Origin of the sequence: Heyndrickxia camelliae (assembly GCF_002844575.1) — a bacterium.
Lineage (GTDB): Bacteria > Bacillota > Bacilli > Bacillales > Bacillaceae_C > Margalitia > Margalitia camelliae.
Map to the genome: position 1 here is coordinate 27933 of NZ_PIQO01000023.1, position 17635 is coordinate 45567.

General features: G+C 30.9%; 20 protein-coding genes. All 20 read right to left on the minus strand.

Going from position 1 to position 17635, the window contains the following annotated elements:
• Position 1 precedes the first annotated feature (1 nt).
• The 20 genes from CWO92_RS21140 to CWO92_RS21225 all read right to left on the minus strand — a co-directional run bounded on the left by CWO92_RS21140 (position 2) and on the right by CWO92_RS21225 (position 17234).
• Positions 2 to 859, minus strand: coding sequence for a conjugal transfer protein TrbL family protein (locus CWO92_RS21140; RefSeq protein ID WP_101356188.1), 858 nt, complete (start codon positions 857 to 859; stop codon positions 2 to 4).
• Positions 856 to 2448: a VirD4-like conjugal transfer protein, CD1115 family gene (locus CWO92_RS21145; protein ID WP_101356189.1), complete on the minus strand. Its 1593-nt coding sequence runs from the start codon at positions 2446 to 2448 to the stop codon at positions 856 to 858. The genes CWO92_RS21140 and CWO92_RS21145 overlap by 4 nt, the downstream gene beginning before the upstream one ends.
• Positions 2448 to 2891 (minus strand): hypothetical protein, encoded by a 444-nt coding sequence (locus CWO92_RS21150; RefSeq protein WP_101356190.1) that lies wholly within the window; start codon positions 2889 to 2891, stop codon positions 2448 to 2450. Before CWO92_RS21150 ends, CWO92_RS21145 begins: the two co-directional genes overlap by 1 nt.
• Positions 2892 to 2897: 6 nt before the next feature.
• The gene (locus tag CWO92_RS21155; protein ID WP_101356191.1) at positions 2898 to 3479 is read right to left on the minus strand and encodes a hypothetical protein; all 582 of its coding nucleotides are present in this window, start codon (positions 3477 to 3479) and stop codon (positions 2898 to 2900) included.
• 50 nt (positions 3480 to 3529) lie between these two features.
• Positions 3530 to 4582 carry a bifunctional lytic transglycosylase/C40 family peptidase gene (locus CWO92_RS21160; protein ID WP_199256858.1) on the minus strand — a complete coding sequence of 351 codons (1053 nt, stop codon included), beginning with the start codon at positions 4580 to 4582 and terminating at the stop codon, positions 3530 to 3532.
• Positions 4582 to 5931: a type VII secretion protein EssB/YukC gene (locus CWO92_RS21165; RefSeq protein ID WP_101356192.1), complete on the minus strand. Its 1350-nt coding sequence runs from the start codon at positions 5929 to 5931 to the stop codon at positions 4582 to 4584. The genes CWO92_RS21160 and CWO92_RS21165 overlap by 1 nt, the downstream gene beginning before the upstream one ends.
• On the minus strand, positions 5924 to 7912 hold the full coding sequence (locus CWO92_RS21170) for a VirB4 family type IV secretion system protein (RefSeq protein ID WP_101356193.1): 1989 nt from the start codon (positions 7910 to 7912) through the stop codon (positions 5924 to 5926). The genes CWO92_RS21165 and CWO92_RS21170 overlap by 8 nt, the downstream gene beginning before the upstream one ends.
• Positions 7913 to 7956: 44 nt before the next feature.
• Complete coding sequence (locus CWO92_RS21175; RefSeq protein WP_133120597.1) at positions 7957 to 8556, minus strand: TraC-like domain-containing protein; 600 nt, start codon at positions 8554 to 8556, stop codon at positions 7957 to 7959.
• On the minus strand, positions 8540 to 8956 hold the full coding sequence (locus tag CWO92_RS21180; protein WP_101356195.1) for a hypothetical protein: 417 nt from the start codon (positions 8954 to 8956) through the stop codon (positions 8540 to 8542). The genes CWO92_RS21175 and CWO92_RS21180 overlap by 17 nt, the downstream gene beginning before the upstream one ends.
• A gap of 83 nt (positions 8957 to 9039) precedes the next feature.
• On the minus strand, positions 9040 to 9399 hold the full coding sequence (locus CWO92_RS21185; RefSeq protein ID WP_101356196.1) for a CagC family type IV secretion system protein: 360 nt from the start codon (positions 9397 to 9399) through the stop codon (positions 9040 to 9042).
• Positions 9400 to 9465: 66 nt separating this feature from the next.
• Positions 9466 to 9618: a hypothetical protein gene (locus tag CWO92_RS25605; RefSeq protein WP_165786737.1), complete on the minus strand. Its 153-nt coding sequence runs from the start codon at positions 9616 to 9618 to the stop codon at positions 9466 to 9468.
• A 101-nt stretch (positions 9619 to 9719) separates the two neighbouring features.
• Positions 9720 to 9872 carry a hypothetical protein gene (locus tag CWO92_RS25610; RefSeq protein WP_165786737.1) on the minus strand — a complete coding sequence of 51 codons (153 nt, stop codon included), beginning with the start codon at positions 9870 to 9872 and terminating at the stop codon, positions 9720 to 9722.
• A 165-nt stretch (positions 9873 to 10037) separates the two neighbouring features.
• Positions 10038 to 10403, minus strand: coding sequence for a hypothetical protein (locus CWO92_RS21190; RefSeq protein ID WP_101356197.1), 366 nt, complete (start codon positions 10401 to 10403; stop codon positions 10038 to 10040).
• Between the two features lie 16 nt (positions 10404 to 10419).
• A complete protein-coding gene (locus tag CWO92_RS21195) occupies positions 10420 to 11181 on the minus strand; it encodes a hypothetical protein (RefSeq protein WP_101356198.1) in 762 nt (253 codons plus the stop codon).
• Positions 11166 to 11999 carry a hypothetical protein gene (locus tag CWO92_RS21200; protein ID WP_101356199.1) on the minus strand — a complete coding sequence of 278 codons (834 nt, stop codon included), beginning with the start codon at positions 11997 to 11999 and terminating at the stop codon, positions 11166 to 11168. Before CWO92_RS21200 ends, CWO92_RS21195 begins: the two co-directional genes overlap by 16 nt.
• The gene (locus CWO92_RS21205; protein ID WP_101356200.1) at positions 11996 to 13207 is read right to left on the minus strand and encodes a CpaF/VirB11 family protein; all 1212 of its coding nucleotides are present in this window, start codon (positions 13205 to 13207) and stop codon (positions 11996 to 11998) included. The genes CWO92_RS21200 and CWO92_RS21205 overlap by 4 nt, the downstream gene beginning before the upstream one ends.
• 30 nt (positions 13208 to 13237) lie before the next feature.
• The gene (locus CWO92_RS21210; RefSeq protein ID WP_101356201.1) at positions 13238 to 13615 is read right to left on the minus strand and encodes a hypothetical protein; all 378 of its coding nucleotides are present in this window, start codon (positions 13613 to 13615) and stop codon (positions 13238 to 13240) included.
• A gap of 2 nt (positions 13616 to 13617) precedes the next feature.
• Positions 13618 to 13803 carry a hypothetical protein gene (locus CWO92_RS21215; RefSeq protein WP_101356202.1) on the minus strand — a complete coding sequence of 62 codons (186 nt, stop codon included), beginning with the start codon at positions 13801 to 13803 and terminating at the stop codon, positions 13618 to 13620.
• Positions 13804 to 13881: 78 nt separating this feature from the next.
• Positions 13882 to 16437 (minus strand): thioester domain-containing protein, encoded by a 2556-nt coding sequence (locus CWO92_RS21220; protein WP_101356203.1) that lies wholly within the window; start codon positions 16435 to 16437, stop codon positions 13882 to 13884.
• 77 nt (positions 16438 to 16514) lie between these two features.
• The gene (locus CWO92_RS21225) at positions 16515 to 17234 is read right to left on the minus strand and encodes a hypothetical protein (RefSeq protein WP_101356204.1); all 720 of its coding nucleotides are present in this window, start codon (positions 17232 to 17234) and stop codon (positions 16515 to 16517) included.
• Between the last annotated feature and the right edge of the window lie 401 nt (positions 17235 to 17635).

Below are 17635 nucleotides of genomic sequence, written 5' to 3' on the forward strand. Positions count from 1 at the left end.
TCTATTTTAAAAACTTCGTCAGTAACATTCTCGATGACATGGAAACTGCCGAACCGGCACCTCTTGATATCCCTCTTGTACCGCCTCCACCATACCACATGTTTTTTAATACAGATGGTGTTTTAATTATTAATGCCCCGGCACCAATAGCCAGCATAATATTTCCACCTGTAAAAAGGATATTTATTACTAGCGTAACTAGAAATAGTTTTATAAGTAACGATGTTACTTGAGATAATAACTCCCTCCACCAAACCTGAAAATAATTATTATCATCTGCAATCATTGATAACGCTACCGGAGCCGTTAGTATTTGCATTATGATAAAATCAGCATAAAACACACAAACAGAATACAAGAACATAAGAAATGCAAATAAAAAGAAGATTAATAGAACAAGCAACACTATTCCACCACCGGATATTCCTAACTGTGCCGCCATTAATGCACTTTCAATTGCTTTAAATCCTCCTTTTCCGTTAAAATCAGTTCCTGCAGCTGCAAAATAGTTTGCGATAGGCAAGGCAATATCGACAAACACAAATTTTAAGATCCAAGGTAAAACCAACATACCGCCAGCACTTTTGACTACCCTTAACAGTATTTCATCAAGAGGATATTGTTGTGTACCATTTTGAGTATTTATGATATATTCAATAATCTTATATAAGACTATTACTATAGCAAATATACTTGCGAACCATATAAAAAAATTTACAGTAGTAGTAGCAAATTTATTACTTGGTAAAGAAAAAACTAACTTATTTATCCAGGATAGAAGGAAATTCATAAACTCTTCTACCCAATCATTCAGTGTTCCAGTGATAACATCACTAAGTTTTCCAGTTAGCCAACTCATAATAATCTACCTTCTTTTTTATCGCTACTAATATTGTCAATTACACCGAAAGACTCCTGATAAGCTTTTATTCTTTCCCTTGCTAAATCTATTGCTTGTTTTTGCTCTTCTTCTGCAATTTCTTGGTTATTAATTTGTTCCTCTTGTTTAGCCACTAATTCATTATCCTTTTTTGAAAAAAATAGACGTTCTTGCTCTTCCATATAGCGCTTAACGTCCTCACTTGATGACCTTTTATAATCCATCTGCGAAACTTCGTATTCATCGACGAGTCCTGGATATATCTCAAATTGAATTGCTTTTTTACACTTAATCGGATATTTACCAGCAATAATTACAATGCTCTCTTTTTCATCCATCGTTAATATTTCATCAGCATTCATTAAGGAACGTTGGGAATACGAATAATTAGAGCTACTAGAACTACTTCCTTTTCCACCTCTTGATATGGAACTTCCTCCTGTTTCAACTTTAACAGTGGTTTTCCCCATTAGGTTACTAAAGTATGCTGCTGTAGTTTCATTCACGTTACCAAGGCAAATTTTAATTGCGCAGTTCCCTAATATGGATTCAGCCTTATCTTTTCCGTACTTATCCATCAATTGAGTGTTATTTTGTAAGATTGTACAACATGCTATTCGGTATCCCCTACACGTTGCAAGAAACTCTTCATAATTATTAAATCGTCCTAGATTCGGAAATTCATCTAATAAAAAAACACATGGTACCGGTAACTTAGCCCCATGTTTATCTCCTAATAAATAAAGTTCTTGGAACATTTGAGTAAAAAATAAGTTAATTAAACCCTCCCAAGTTGAGTCCATTGTAGGGATTAAAACATAAAGTGCTACCTTCTTTTTTCCGATATCTTCAAAGAAAAAGTCATTACAGCTAGTAAAACTGGAAACCTCATCATCTACATAGTCCCCAATTGTCGTAAGCAAACTAATAATAATACTAGCTCTCGTTTCTTTTTGTGACTTTTTAAATCCTAATTCATAACTTCTTCGTGCAGGGTGTCTTTTATCTAAAGACATAAAGATATCATCTAGTTCACTTTCTCCATCGGCATTAGCCTCAGGATCAAATTCCTGTAGGAAGTCTAGAATTCCTTCCATATTTCGCTTCTTGGGTTCAAATTCAGTTCTTGCATACAGAATAAGTGATTTTAGTAATCCTAACTGTGCATTAAACCAGATATCTTTTCGTTTAGGATCATTTTTTGCACTAACAATGGTATTAGCTACCGTTGTGGCATCTAAATCCTTTCTTACATATCCAAATGGATTATATCGATCAGATAACGCCATATTTTTGAAATTCACGACTCTCACTTCATACCCTTGTGCTTCTTTTATTTTTGCTGTTTTTTCATATACTTCACCTTTTGGGTCCGTAACAACAATGCTGCAATCTGTTATATTAATCATATTTGTTAAAACAAACGACTGAGTTTTAAAAGAGCCTGGTCCTCCGACAACATAGTAATTTCGATTTGCTATCTTGCTTGTTTCATGTTGAATTAAGGCCTTTCCATCTTTAATCCCCATGACGATACCACTGATATTTGATTCTTCAATTACACCCATTATTTCACCTCATTTATATATTCCGAATTACTATTATTTTTTAATGTTTTCTTTAACTCAGCATACATATCTATACTTGGAACAATTGTTATTTGTTCAGGAACTTTGAAAATTTCAGCTTTTTTAGCCCATCTTGAGGAACCTTGAACACCATATTTTTCACCGACAGTTTCATAGTTTTTTCCTCTTGTTTTAATGAGGATATAAATAAAAATAAAAAATGCAGCTCCCATACAGATATAAACTAAAGGGTTAGCTACACTAATCATTTCTATAATATTTTTAAAAGGATGTAATAATATATCTAATATATATTGATTTAATACTTCTAATGAAAAATCCTTTTTATGCTTAGCTATAAAAGGTAGAAATCCTGCAGTAAAAATACTCATATACCATAGAAAAATAAATAGAAGGGTAAATAAAAACACTTTAAATTTCATTTAGAATCAACTCTCCTTTATTGCAGTAAAAGTACCTAATAATTCAAGTGAAGTTATTTTATATTGTCCATTTTCTTTCCCAACGGAAACTCTATAAATTTGAGTGGTTGGTGGGTTTCTAATCTTATCTACAGTATACTTAGATTCTAATACTACTAATCCAGAAGTACCTTGAAGTTCAGGATTGAAATATATTTGCAAGTCTTTAATTTTGTTTTCGAATTTTATTCCTGGTGTTTCTGGTATACCAGCAGCCGTAAGTTGACCGTACACTTCGTTATTCACAAATTCTTTTATTTTGGTAAATCTATCCTTATATGTGTTTGTGTTATATTCAAATTGAGCTTTGAAGAATTTTTCGATAAGTATTCTGGTGTTGTTCAAGTCAACATCTGTGCTCAGCGTTGTTTTTTCATCTATCTGTAAATTACTATTTTCCCTACCATTTTGCTTTAACTTTTCGATCTCCTTTTCTTTTTGATTAGCTACATTAGCTGCATTAGAAACATTGAAACCAAGAGCAATATTTGCAAATAACGAAATGGCCAAAGCGATAGACATTCCGAAGATTAATTTAGTTTTAAACATGACATACCTCCTAACTCCCTACATTCCAAAGGGTAATGGCTCATTTATTGCTACTTAACCACTCTTCCAAAACCTGCAAAGTGAGTCTTCCAATATCCTCTATTCCAAGTACTATAACCAACTCCAGAATCAGACGCATCATACATCCTATTCTTATCTATATATATACCAACGTGAGTAATAGCAGAGGAAGGACGACTTGAATTTGTACCCTTAAAGAAAATTAAATCTCCAGGCTTTGGTTCGGATATACGAACGGTAGCATTATATTGTTCTGCTGCAGTCCGAGGTAGGTTATAACCAATTAATCTATAATTATATTGGACCAGACCTGAACAATCGAAACCGACATTTGGATTGGATCCGCCCCACACATATGGCCAACCATTATACTTCTGCACTTCACTCATTAATTTTTTATACTTATCTTGGCCAAGATATGAAGCATCTGCATTTCCTATATCGGAAGAAGTACTAAGATATTCTTGAACTAACATGACATAGTACATGTTTCCATATGCATATCTCCAATTCCCATTAAAATCAGCAATAGGATTTTCATATTTTACTTTTTTACCGTTCGCTTGTTTTTTTGCAAATCCAGAAGCTAAATCAAAAGAATATTGTTTACCATGACTTTCAACGTAATTATTAAAACCGGAACCAAAGTTATAGCTTTGTATAGGCGTCCAAAAATCTAATCCTTTTTTCTTTGCATCTTTGATAACAGATGCTAAATGTTGGACTCCTACCTTTATTGATTGAACAGGGTCTGATATTGAATTAGGTGGTAAACCTATGGATTCAGAGCTTTGCATAATGTCCGGACCGTTTCCTCCAGATTCCACCATCATAATAGCTAAGATAGTCTCTGTATAATCACCAATCCCATATTTTTCTGCATATTCTTCGACCACAGGTTGCCAAACCTTCACATTATCATTAATTTTCGCAGTACCGGTATTACCTGGATCACTTATAATTCCTCTTACTGCAACAATAATCAATAAAAAAAAAGATAGTATAGCAACTACTATCTTTTTGCGATGTTTATAGGCTGTTTGGCCAATTGTTAACATTATTTTTACTGAAGCAACGTCCATTATTTGTCAATCCCCATTTGTTCTTCTAATTGAATCAGTTCTTTTTGTAAACTAATAATGTCATCATTAATAGATTTTATTTTATCAGAATTATTTCCCTTTTTACTTTCCTTTAATGTATACAGTTCACTATTATATTTCTCAAGTTTTTCCTCTAATTCTGCTTTCTTTATATAATTTCCTAACTCTTTATCCTTCAATCTATTTTCTACCTCTTTAGCCATATCAATGTTGTTATGTTCAATATAGGCAAGCCCTAATCTTTTTAACGTATTTTTATTAGTTATTAGTGTAATACTGGAATCTAAAGAATCAATATTATATCTTACAATATCCTTCTCTGTTTCTATAAAATTTGAATTAGATTTTAATGAAAGGATTTTATCTTTTTCGCCTAAAGCATATAGTTTGGATATAACTGATTCTTCCACATCTTTATCCATTTTTATTGCTTCATCATACTGTCCAACGTCAACCAGCATTTTTGCAATCTTTGATTTATTATCACCACGTTTTTTCATTAATTTTATTGCTTTTTCTATATTATGCTCCGAAGTAGCTTGATATATTTCTTGATCAAGTTTCATAGCATCTATCTGACTCTCGTATGATTTCGCTACAGCTACTTCTTTTTGTTTCATTCCACCTACAAATAATAAGGAAACAATAAAAATGAAAAACAGGGATAATATTATTTTTCTCTTTCTCCCTTTCTTCTTACTATCAACATTAAATTGTATTTTTTTATAATATTCATTTTGTGTTTTATTTAATTCTTTCTCAACTACATCTTTCAAATCAATGTATGACTGTGCAGCATTTACTGCAAAAAGGAAGCTATTGTTTTCCTTTTTCAATGCACTATCTTTATTAACAACAAACTTTTTATAAGGATATTTTTCACTCATAAATCCTAAAACAAATAATTTATATTGTTCTAATGCATCAACATCTGAATGATAGGGGATCTTTCCATTTGATCTATAAAGTAATTTAATAGTCTTAAAATCTTTAAAGAAAATATTGTTTAAGTCTAAATAAGTTTTGTTTTCACTTTCAAATAATGGATTTATCTCCAACAATTTTTGAACTAATTGTAGCCGTAACAATTTTTCGAATCTCTTTGCTTTATTAAATGATTCATATTCTTTGGGGACATCATAAACTATAAAAATTTTGTTCCCCTGTTTCCCTATTGATAAAACATCAAAAAAAACAGATGAAGAATTTTCTAAATCATCTAGTTCGTCTAAACTAGCAATACTTGAAAACTTCTCATCTATTTCAACTTTATATTCTGTTTTATTTTGATAAAGAGTTAATTTATCTATCATTGAGATTTTATTCATAATAAATTTCTCCTTCTTTTCTTAGCTCATCTAAGAATTGATTAACTTCATTAGGAGATAAAAAGACTTGCTGTTTCCAATCGGGTTGTATAAAAGGATCCTGATTAGTTGTTTCTTTATATTTTTTAGGATTTAATAATCTCATTTCTTCCATTGTTAGCTTTACTTGTAAAAATGCCCGTTTAGAACCATAAATAATAAGAGCTTCACCTTGTCTCTTAGCTCTTAAGAAATTTACTTCCTTTTCACTAAATGGGATTTTTAATTTATTTATTAGTACATCCACTTCCCGGCCCTCTAAACCAAATATAACCTTTGTATAACTATTTCCAATGATGGCTTCACCAATACCATTAGGAGCTTTTAACAAGTCTTCTACTTGTTGTGTAGTAACTGTTGCACCAGCGTTATATTTCCTAAATCGCTTATAAGCTTGAAAGAAGAAATCTGCACTTTCTTCATTAAGCAATAAAAAATGGAATTCATCACAAAATAATTGTACAGATTGAGGACTATTTGTAATAATATCCCATAGGTAGTTAAAAATATTAAAGTATGCAGCACTTTGAACATCTTTTTCCGTTTGTAAAGGTTTTAAGTTAAAAGATACAATTTTACTGTCTAAATTAATGTTTGTATAACCATTAAATAATGTACTAGAGCCATATACATAATCTTCAAGTATAAAATAAAAATCCTCAATTTTTTCAAATTTATCAGGGTCATTAACTCTCATATGATCTAATGAATTAAGCAGATCTTCCAGGATTGGCCAATCTTCAACCTTCATTTTATTTATATCTTTAACTTCCCTAAATTTTGTATAAAGCTTTATACTTTCTGAGGAAACTATAGAAATCTCAACTTGTGACATTCCTGGTTTAATTGATTTAAACCAACCCTTCATCCGTTGAATACGTTGTTTGATCAAACCCTCAATAAAAACTTCATCCATTTTTATTTCTTCACCATCATCATCTGAATTATCGACTAAGGTATTAGAGAAAATTTGAAAAGGATTAATTCTAGTATTACTAGCACTAGAAACATCGATTACTGTACCACCTAATTCTCGAACATAAGGACTATATTCATCTTCAGGATCAATAATATAAATATCATCTTCTCCTTCAGCTGCAGCTTTGAAAAAGGAAACTTTTTGATATGTTGACTTTCCTACACCGGAAGTCCCTAGCCCTATTTTATTTCTATTTAAAGTTTTCTTAGGATTTTTATAGTCGATAGCAATCCATGAATTTGTTTCCTTGTTTATTCCCTCTATAGTAGACGTTGGTGTTAAGTCGCATATTTCATTATCATCAAAGGGAAAAAAAGAACTTGCGCTTATTGAGTTAGTCATTGCATAAGTGTATTCTTTTAATAAATTTTGTCCTATAGGTAAACAGGACCAATAGGCATCATTTATTTTTCGGTGAGGGGTCATTCCTTTTAAACTTACTTTAATTAAGACCCTATTTAAATTTTCCTCTAATGATTTCAATTCTGCTAATGTATTAGCTTGAATTAAAATGTAAGTATATAAATAAACATAGCTACTTCGATCATCTAGAGCTTGTGCAAGCTGCTTTTTTGCTGTCTCTATTTCTCTCTTTATAATTTCCTGTTTTTTATAATCCAAGGTCCTTAATAATTCAGCTTCTTTATTTTTAATAGTTTCGTTGTAATAGTTATTTAATTGCTCCCCATTTGCTGGATCAATAAATTGACTTATTGTTATATTCCCTTTTAATTTCTTCAACGGTGATAACCAATTTCCTCTTGCTTGACTAGGATAACTTACAATCACATACGGTTTAATATAATTTCCTCCAGCTGCAATATATTCTCTATTTAATTCAAAAACAAAGGGGTATCTACTTTCTATTGATTCACTATCCACTAGGTGTTTAATTTCATCTATCTGTTTCACTTTTACCGTATTATTTTGTTCTTTTGTTAAAAAAGATAATAATGGTTTCAATATTTTTAGCCTCCCTTATAAGTATTTGATGGTTTACATCTTGCTTATTCATAGATTGACATTTTATAATCCAATAGTTGATGTAATACTTTTAAGGCTTCGCTTGCACTCAATACCTCTTCTTCCCCATCGTATTGTTCTAACACTTGATGAATAGAGTTTTTAACCTCTTCGGTTTTTTGGCGGAGTCTTTTTTCTGCTTCTTCAAGGAACTCTACTGTCCCTTTTTTTAGTTTTTCTTTAAGGATAATAAAGTGCTCCTTTTTAGCCATTTCTAGATTTGTTTCTTTTAATTGGAACTCATATAAGTAGCTCGCTCTAAGTTGTCTTAGTTTTTCAGGGCAATTAGGATCATGCATTGACCTTAGATATTGTTTTTTCCATTTTCTTAAGTAATCTCCTATCTTAATAGGGACACTCATAGATACAGTTTGAGGATAATAATGAACATTTTGAGTTAAAAAAGCCCCATACTCGTCAAATAATGAATCTTGCTGATACATTGAAAGCAAATCCATATTAATACCTTGTACTCTGATTATAGAAACAAGTGCATATTCCTTTAGAAAAACAAAATCAGAATATACTCCTTGAATTGGACTTAAGTCATTAATATATTTCTCTTTCTCAATCAATAATTTCACTCTCCCAAGGTTTTTTTCTAGGTTTTATGAAATACATCTTTTTCATTTTTTTGTATTCTAGATACTCTTTTATGAAGTCCTGTGTACGAATGTTATCTCGATATTTTACTGGTCTGTAATTGACATAGAATACCGGAACACTAAAAATAATTGCAATTACAATTAACTTAATAAACCAAAAAATCAAATTGGAGTAAGGAGGAACAGAGTATGGTGGAATAATTGCTACAATTACAGATAAAACAGCAGCTGGGAGAATAAACTTTAAAATTTCTTTTAATGTCATATTTGCGAATATTTTATATCTATTATCAACATTTTTAGGAAAAAACCACTCTCTTCCTTTAATGCTCCTGTCTCCAATTATTTCGGCCAAAGCATTCTTAATTTCTTCATGCATAATAAGAACCTCCTTTTCTTAATAAATATAAAAAAGAAAGTTAAATTATATAAGCTATAATCTAACTTTCTTAAACCAAATGATTATGCAAATAATGAGTAAATCCAAGGAACAATCCAGATTAAGGCTGCCCCACCAATAACAGCTAACACTACTCCACCAATTGCTTTCCACATTTCATTTTTTACGTGTGGATCATCAATTGAAGGTAAGTGTTTAACAACTATTTTTTGTGTTGCTATTATCCCAACGACTACAACAAGTCCTGTTATTACGCCCTGTATTGCTGTAACTCCTGTTTTTAACTTTGATTTCACTTGTGCTGTGGTTGCAGTAGCATGTAATACGTCTGGAACAGATAAAACTGTTATAAACACTCCTAGTAATGCAGCCATAAGAACCATTTTGACCGGATCCATATTTTTAATTTTTGATAGTACCATATAATAAACTCCTTTTTTAAACAAATTTTTTAATTGATACCCCACAAAAAGTGGGGGAGTAACTTCCTATTTTATTGTGTTGATTTTTGTATTCATAATGTCAATTAAATGCTGAAAAACTTGTGGTAGGGCTGTATATAACAACGTCCCAATTGCTACACCAATGATTAATGAATAGATTCCATTAATACTACGATCTGAATTGGCTTCAAAGCTCATTTGTTTTCACCCCCTTAAAAACACCTTAGATTTATTAAATTTGATATAAAAAACAAAATAAAAACACTCATTATATGAGTGTCATTGATGCATCATTTTGCTTATTTTATTGTGTTGATTTTTGTATTCATAATGTCAATTAGATGCTGAAAAACTTGTGGTAGGGCTGTATATAACAACGTCCCAATTGCTACACCAATGATTAATGAATAGATTCCATTAATACTACGATCTGAATTGGCTTCAAAGCTCATCAATTTTCACCACCTTTAGTTTTTAAAATCTTATTAACTCTCGATACCTTAGAATTACTATATTTTTCATCGAATCTATATAATTTGAAGCGATATATAGAACAGAGAAAAAAACAATAAGTCCAAAAATCATAATGATATTTCGAGCCCAATTATTCATTAAACTCACCTCACTAGACTTACTGTTGAACCTCTTGTTTTAACTAATTGATCAGGCAAATTAAAGAAAAATATTTTAATTTTTCCTGTTATTTCATAGTCAATGGTTTCACCATATGATTTTTTTTCATATCCTGATAGACTAGTAACTTCATATCTACCATCGTAATATTTTTCTGAGTAATTTTTAATATTATTCCTAGATTGACTAGTCAATCCACCGTATTTTTCTATTTGACCATCAACATAATTTTTCATATCTACTGTTTGTGTATGCTGAATAATAAATATAGTTAATGATATAAGAAAAAAAGTGATGATCATAAGATGCATCTGATTATTAAATTCCCCTACCGCATCTTCTTGATACAATTTTTTATTCCTCCTTTTAGAAGTTCATATTATTCATAAATACATTCACAGCTACTCCGGCCATATATCCAAACATTGGAATTGGATTTAGCATGGTTATTTTAGTAGGAAAATGATAAAATCCTTTTTCCTTTATTTTTCTAATATCAACTATCCCTCGCATCATCTCTTTCCTTGCATTATCACTTAATTCATCTATAACACTACTGTCATGAGTACTATTTTTATAAATATATAAAGATGTCATAAAGGTTAATGCTGCATCGTTACCACCAGCTGCTCTTTCAGCAAAATTCAAGTAAGGATTTACACTTTTCGAGTCTTCCGTAATATCAATAATGAGCCGTTCTAAATGACTTTTGAACTCACTTTCTTCTAATCTATCTAGAACCTTTTTTAAAACTTCAAATATTGACTCATGCGCACCCTTTAGATAAACAACAACCAACCGTTCAAATACATACCAGGAAGTTAACTTTTCCCTTAAATTATCCTGATATTCTCTTTTCTCTTTTATATAATAATTTCTCCATGTATATATAAAAAAGAGAATAGAGGAAAACGCAAACCACTTACTTAATAATAAGGTTGGTACTATTGCTGCAATAGTAGATAAGAGTGAGCCTTTCAATCTTCTTTTTTGAAATAGAACAAACTCTTTATCTCCAAACCCTGACTTTTCGACCATTTCGAACAAATCATTTTCAGCAATTAAATGCCAAAAGTTGTCTTTTTTTGTTGAAATATTATCTTCATTGGGATTCAAATTCTCTTCCATATCTTCATCTCCATTACTTCATCATCTGCCAGTTTCTTTTGAAAGGAATGAAAGAAGTATGCAGCAAGAATTAAAAATACTGCGCTGCACACCCAACCTATAGGATTATGTGCGTAATACTTCAAAAAACCTTTATATCCTGTAGCAAATGTAAGAATCCCCACAACAATAAGAGGATAAATATGAGTTATTTTATATTGCCCCTTATATCCAACTTTGTTTTTAATAAAAATGTTTCTTTGTTCAAGTACTTCATTGTGCCAAGACTTTAATTCTTTTATTTTTTCTATATCTGACCTACCCTCTAAATGTGCAGTAACGAGGTTATCAATAAATAAACAAAATACAAAATCATTTTTATACTTAGTAGAGAATTTTTTGAACGCTTCCTTTACTTGTTCTGTATCTGCATCCATTAAATCAAACAGTAAACGATCTAAATCTTCCTTAAATTCACCTTTTGCTACGATCCCTTGTGCGCACCATTCCAGAGATGAAACAACCGTTTCACCTTGGTTTATAAGTAATTGGGTCATGTTATTAACAAATCTATTTCTCTGTATAATAGCGTTCTGATGGTAGATCCTTTCGGCACTTATCTTCATTAAAACTAAATAACCATAAATAGCACCTAATATTCCTCCTATTAATGCGAGCCACCAATAATAATTTAGGATGAAAATAGAAAAAAAACAGACTATAAATGGAATGACCAAAGCTGTAAAAATCTCTTTTTTCATTAATGGATTTCCATATGCAGTCCGATAAGCATTAATTTGATCGATTGTCATTACTATTTTTTTTCCTAGTAAATTCATAGTCGAATCCCCTCTTCAATGGGGGCAGCAGGCAATCCTTCATAGTCACAGTCAAATTCTATTAACCGTTCGTGAAATTGATTGCTAAGTTTACCTATTATAGGTTTTAAACCATCCTTAGTGATAACTTGTTTGAAAACAGTAGTAGCAGTGTGATCACTATTAAATTCAACAATTTCACTAAGAAAACGTCTTCCGTTTCTCTTTTTCAGATGAAAACCAAAATCAACATAATTGTATATATCGTCTAGGAACATCTTATCATCTACTTGGTATCCCATTTTTGCCATACCAAGTAATCGTTTTGGGATAGCTCTTGCATCAACTGCGTGTCCAGTAGTAATAAACCTATGGCCTGTTAAAATCCCTTGTAACATTTGATAAACTTCTCTACCTAAAATTTCACCAACAATTATCCAAACTGGATGACTTCTTAATCCGGCCAAACTGATTAGTTGTTCAATTGTGACATTGTTACTTGCTACCCAACTAAAAATATCTTTATCTGGAAATAATTCTTTGATACACATTTCAAGTGTTCCTTCAATAAGAGCAATTCTTTCTTCAAAAGGAATCCAGCTTATCAATGTTTTTTGAAACTCTGTTTTTCCTGTTCCGGTTTCACCTACAATGATCATATTCGACCTGGTTTTTACAGCTGCCTTACAAAAATCAAGAATATAATTGGGAGCAAAATCATTCCAATTTTCTTCATTTAAAGCTAAATACGGTCTAGAAACACGAATGGCCATTGTAGTACCGTATGGAGCATTTTGTTTATGAACAGCATTAAGTCTTAGACGATCTTTACTTGTATTTAAAATAGGATCTTTAGCAGTTAATTCACGGTTTGTGGAGTTGGCGAACTTTGCAATTAATTTATGGATGTCTGCTTCAGTTACAGATTCTATTTTATATTTAGATATCCCATTTCCTTCGACAATTAAATCAGTTCCATTAAAACCAATATCGGTTATTCGATTATCTTCTATTAAATCTTCTATAAAACTAAATCCTACAATTTCTCTCAGAACGCTCTCTGCTTTTTCCTCAGAATCAATAATATTTTTATGTTTTGCTAAAAGTACACTTTTTAATACTTCCCTAGATTCTGAATCAGAATAAGCTTTACGATAAAGTTCAGCATGATGTTCTCTTAAGTCTGTTCTTATTGTGTCAATTGTTTCATCACTTAAAACTATATTCATAATATGCTCCTTTCTTTTTGTATTTAAATACTACTTAACAACATTAGCAATATAAGTAGTCTGATAAGCAGTATCTTCATCATCAATAATTTTCACTTTTAATGCCTTAATATAATTATCACTGGTTTTTAAATAAGCAAATTTATAACTTTTTACCTTTAATTTAATATTTGTCTTTTGAAATTGTTGTTTAAAATTACTTTCGAATGCACTTTGAGTGATGGATACCTTTCCTTCCATCACTCGTACACTTGGATTTAAACTTTTAGTAATAGCTATCCTAGTAGCTTCATTCATTGTTTTTGTTATGTCGTTATAACGATAACTTTGGAATAGTTGTGTAGAAACTGTTGCAATCATAACCATTCCTAACACTAAAAAGAGCATCCATTTTGGAAAATGACGCATTTTTAAATCCCAACTTTATAAAGGATAAGAGCTATAGTAAATAACCCTAGTATTATACTGTAAATGCTATAAATAGCTTTATCCCGAAGCACCTTTGCTTTTTTAATCCTAATCCAAATTGTTAAACCAAATAAAGCTACTGAGATAACTAGAAAAATCCAATAATAATTTACTAATAATTGATCCATTTTTGTTCCTCCTTAAAAGTAAAGAAGGTCCTTTTCGGACCTTCTTGTAAATTGTTTTTTATTTTTATCGATTTCGCCTTACCAATTATCATTTTTCAACCAATTAAGATCTTTTTGTGTCCAGTCATCAGGTCTTCCGTTTGGAAAAGGATCATCTTTATTAACTGGAACCATCAAAATAGCATCCTTGGTAATTGTTTTAGAGTCCATAGAAGCATACATAAAAGCAAACACATTTAAATTATGCTGAATTTGAAAGTTAACTTTGTTAATTCCTATGGTTTTATTAGAATATACATTTATTTTGTAGTTCCCTAAATCACCCCATATTGGTAAGTAAAATTTTCTACTCCCATCAAGTAAGTTATGCTTAATTTTTTTATCCTTATTATTAACTTGTTTGTCCGTAAACAGGTAACCGGTTTGATCTTCCACATTAACATGAGGAAGTTCAAAAGTTTGAACAAACGTAACCTTGTTATCTGATGAAGAATTTTTATCTTCCGTTTTATCCAGAGTTATTGTTGCAATATTATTTTTCACAGGATAAGATAAGTAACTTTTATCCACAATGCTTTCTGGAACATTCATTTTTACTACTGTATCCAAGGTATCATTACCAATGTCATTTATATAAGTAATATTCAATAATTGTGAAAAACCATATCCCGTACGCATTTTATTAATCGGCTTAACCGGGATATTAAATGTTTCATAATATACTTTCATATCTTTATTTATTTCATGTTCAGTCATAACAACTCCTTTGTACTCTACTTTTGATTGGGAAGAAGAATTAACTTCAATAGTGTTTTCACTTGAGGTATATCCATCTGTAGTTAAGGATGAGTCGCTTTTTGAAACATCAACATCAGTAACTTTATAACCTTCTAGTTTTACCGTATAAGGGTAATGTGTGTCCTTTGTAAGATATTTAGCTGGGATACTTAAATCAATGTTGTTTGGTAACGTTTTTGCTGTATAAGAAGCACTTGCTACCTTTGTAGTATTTTTGTATAAGTTGATTTTTATCTGTGCTGTTTCCATGTCTGGGTTAGTAGACGGATATACATAGCTTTTTGTAAGACTTATTTTAACTGGTAACTTCTCTTTTGCAGGAGCTGTGTAAATCTGTATTTTTTTTAAACCTACTTTAATTAAAGGAACATCATAATAAAAAGTAATTGTTATATCTTTATCCTGAACTGTCCCAGATTGAATTTTGTTTGAAATGGGTCGATATGTATAGGAACCCTTTTTTAAATTCGTTAAAGGACTATAACTATATTTTTTTCCTCTTAAAGAAGTTTCTTTTACTTCCTTTAATAAAGAACCATCCCTATTATCTTTATGAAGGATAGTGATATTACGTTGTAAATTATAATAAAAGGTAATAGTTATATTCTTTGCTCCTACAGTCCCACTTTTTTCCGTAGTAGAAATGGGAATATAAATATTTCCACCTATTTTTATTTCAGAGTTAGGGGAATATTTATAAGTATCGCCTCTTTTCTTTGTAGCTTTTTCAGTTTTTAATATTGTATCGTCATATTTATCCTTATGAAGTACAGTTATTTCACGTTGCAAATCATAATAAAAGGTAATAGTTATATTAGTATTACCTACAGTTCCGGACTGTTTAGTTGTAGAAACTGGAGAGTATGTATCTCCATTAAACGTTATAGAAGATTTTGGCGAATAACTATAATCTGTCCCAATAGTTTTGTTTTCAGTCTCCGTTAGTAAGGTCTTTCCGTTATATTTATCTTTGTGAAGAATAGTAATCTTTCTTTGTTTTTTTTCAAAATTAACAGTAAATCCACTTGTCTTAGCAGGGTCTATTACAAATTTCCCACCATTTAATGATTGATAGTTGTCGGATGTAGGTAAATATAATAATCCTGCATACGTATAAACCTCACCTTTTAATTGGCCGGTAGTAAAAACAGTTCCATAGTCTAAGGGAGCAGTAAAATAAAATGATTCACCGCCATTTACGGTATAACTTCCACCAGTTTTAGTCTTGGTTCCAACGTGGATTGTAACTTTACTTGGTAAATTGATAGTAACATTATTCTTACTGCTGGCATTAAGTTTAATAGTTCCGGATTTTTGTACATTACCACTAACTGATGTAGAGACACTTGTTTTACTAAAAGATATTTTTGTTGTGTCTGGAACGTCTTTGTTTTTAGCATGTTGGATTAGTTTCCAAACTTCAGGGTCATTATTACTAGAGGTTTTTTTATCTGTTTTTCCTTCTAGCCAATTATTTATTGCCACCCATGTTTTTACATAATCAGTCTTCGTATTTCCAATTTCATTTCCTGCACCACCATAACCAAAATATAAAATAGCTTTTATACTTTCATCATATAATCGTTTCTCGTTATAAGTGTGTCCGCCATATGGTGCGGGTTTTTCAGGATTAATACAAAATACTATTTGATCATTAATTTCTATATATGCAGTTGTATGTGTAAAACCACTTTGGTCGGTCCATGAATAGGGACCTGTTGCATTTGCCGTAAGCGCACTAGCCTTTGTATTATCATATGGTGAAATCACTAGTAAAATCGACATAAAGGACAGCATGCTTAGGAACATAATTATTTTCTTATAATTGTTCAACAATTAAATTCCTCCGTTCATACAAAAAAGGCAGCTAAAATATTTAGCTGCCTTTCAATAACTAACTTTTGCTAGTGTTTTTATTTTCCACCTACTTCAAACTCAATCCAGGTGTTTCCGCCTTCATCAATGCTACCTTCACCAGTTTTTTTAATATTCCCCTTATTTATTTGGTCGACTATCTTATTTACCGCATCCATGTTTCCTTTATCACTACTTGTTTCTTGTTTAGGTTTTTTACTAGTATTCTCGCTTGTGTTCGAACTTTTTGAACTAGGTTCTACAGATCTTTTTGTATTATTACTTGTTATTTTTTTATTAGTAGATTTCGAATAGTTTAAATTAGCCTTCGGCTTTGCATTTTTTACATTATTACTAGTAGAAACATTTTTATTATTATTTTTGTTATCATTTTGATTTGTAGTAGAATTACTATTTTGACTACTGCTATAATTTGTTACTTTTTTAACTGGATTTCCTTGTTGTGTCTTAGACGTAGTAATATCAGCTTTATTTGTTCTTTGTTCATTAGTTTTTGATTCAGTAGATTTAGTTTCACTCGTCTTATTAGTAACAATATTAGTAGATTTGGCTTTGGCATTCTGCTTTGGTTCCTCGACCTCATTTTTCGCAGCATCTTTTTGAACTGTTTCTTTTGCATCTTCTATCTTATCAGCTACTTTGAACTCATGACTTTTTTGAGTATCAGCTTCTACATAATGTTGGTATGCAAAACCACCACCAATTCCACCACCAATTACTATCGCCAATATACTTGGAAGGATGATTCTTTTCTTCATTCAACCACCTTCTTTCTAATATTTTACATCAATTGTAACATATTCTAAGTCATACAGGATTAATTAAGATTAAAAAAAGGAAATATAAGTAGATTAAGTAGTATTTTACGTTATCATGTTTACAATTAAATAATAAAAAGGCTGCTCTAAAATGTTTAATACAAAAGAACAGCCTTTGAACTTAAACATCAAATTAATTCGATAAAAAGGGCTTTATTAGTTTAATATTCCTCTCACAGAACACTAAAAAGCATACTTTTTATCATTTTTGTTGGTTTTTGGCTTGTTCCAACAACCTTACGAATAAACTTTTATTCGCTGTTGTCCTGGGATCACAAGTGGATTTTAAGCTTTAGTCCACTAACTAGAGAAATTGGTATAGTTCTACTTGAATAGTGACC

Excerpts from the sequence above, each read along its gene's own strand:
- CWO92_RS21160 (WP_199256858.1), bottom strand. The coding sequence starts at position 4,582 with ATGGACGTTGCTTCAGTAAAAATAATGTTAACAATTGGCCAAACAGCC.
- CWO92_RS21215 (WP_101356202.1), bottom strand. The coding sequence starts at position 13,803 with ATGGATCAATTATTAGTAAATTATTATTGGATTTTTCTAGTTATCTCA.
- CWO92_RS25610 (WP_165786737.1), bottom strand. The coding sequence starts at position 9,872 with ATGAGCTTTGAAGCCAATTCAGATCGTAGTATTAATGGAATCTATTCA.
- CWO92_RS25605 (WP_165786737.1), bottom strand. The coding sequence starts at position 9,618 with ATGAGCTTTGAAGCCAATTCAGATCGTAGTATTAATGGAATCTATTCA.
- CWO92_RS21200 (WP_101356199.1), bottom strand. The coding sequence starts at position 11,999 with ATGAATTTACTAGGAAAAAAAATAGTAATGACAATCGATCAAATTAAT.
- CWO92_RS21205 (WP_101356200.1), bottom strand. The coding sequence starts at position 13,207 with ATGAATATAGTTTTAAGTGATGAAACAATTGACACAATAAGAACAGAC.
- CWO92_RS21145 (WP_101356189.1), bottom strand. The coding sequence starts at position 2,448 with ATGGGTGTAATTGAAGAATCAAATATCAGTGGTATCGTCATGGGGATT.
- CWO92_RS21210 (WP_101356201.1), bottom strand. The coding sequence starts at position 13,615 with ATGCGTCATTTTCCAAAATGGATGCTCTTTTTAGTGTTAGGAATGGTT.
- CWO92_RS21195 (WP_101356198.1), bottom strand. The coding sequence starts at position 11,181 with ATGGAAGAGAATTTGAATCCCAATGAAGATAATATTTCAACAAAAAAA.
- CWO92_RS21140 (WP_101356188.1), bottom strand. The coding sequence starts at position 859 with ATGAGTTGGCTAACTGGAAAACTTAGTGATGTTATCACTGGAACACTG.
- CWO92_RS21185 (WP_101356196.1), bottom strand. The coding sequence starts at position 9,399 with ATGGTACTATCAAAAATTAAAAATATGGATCCGGTCAAAATGGTTCTT.
- CWO92_RS21150 (WP_101356190.1), bottom strand. The coding sequence starts at position 2,891 with ATGAAATTTAAAGTGTTTTTATTTACCCTTCTATTTATTTTTCTATGG.
- CWO92_RS21180 (WP_101356195.1), bottom strand. The coding sequence starts at position 8,956 with ATGCATGAAGAAATTAAGAATGCTTTGGCCGAAATAATTGGAGACAGG.
- CWO92_RS21165 (WP_101356192.1), bottom strand. The coding sequence starts at position 5,931 with ATGAATAAAATCTCAATGATAGATAAATTAACTCTTTATCAAAATAAA.
- CWO92_RS21225 (WP_101356204.1), bottom strand. The coding sequence starts at position 17,234 with ATGAAGAAAAGAATCATCCTTCCAAGTATATTGGCGATAGTAATTGGT.
- CWO92_RS21155 (WP_101356191.1), bottom strand. The coding sequence starts at position 3,479 with ATGTTTAAAACTAAATTAATCTTCGGAATGTCTATCGCTTTGGCCATT.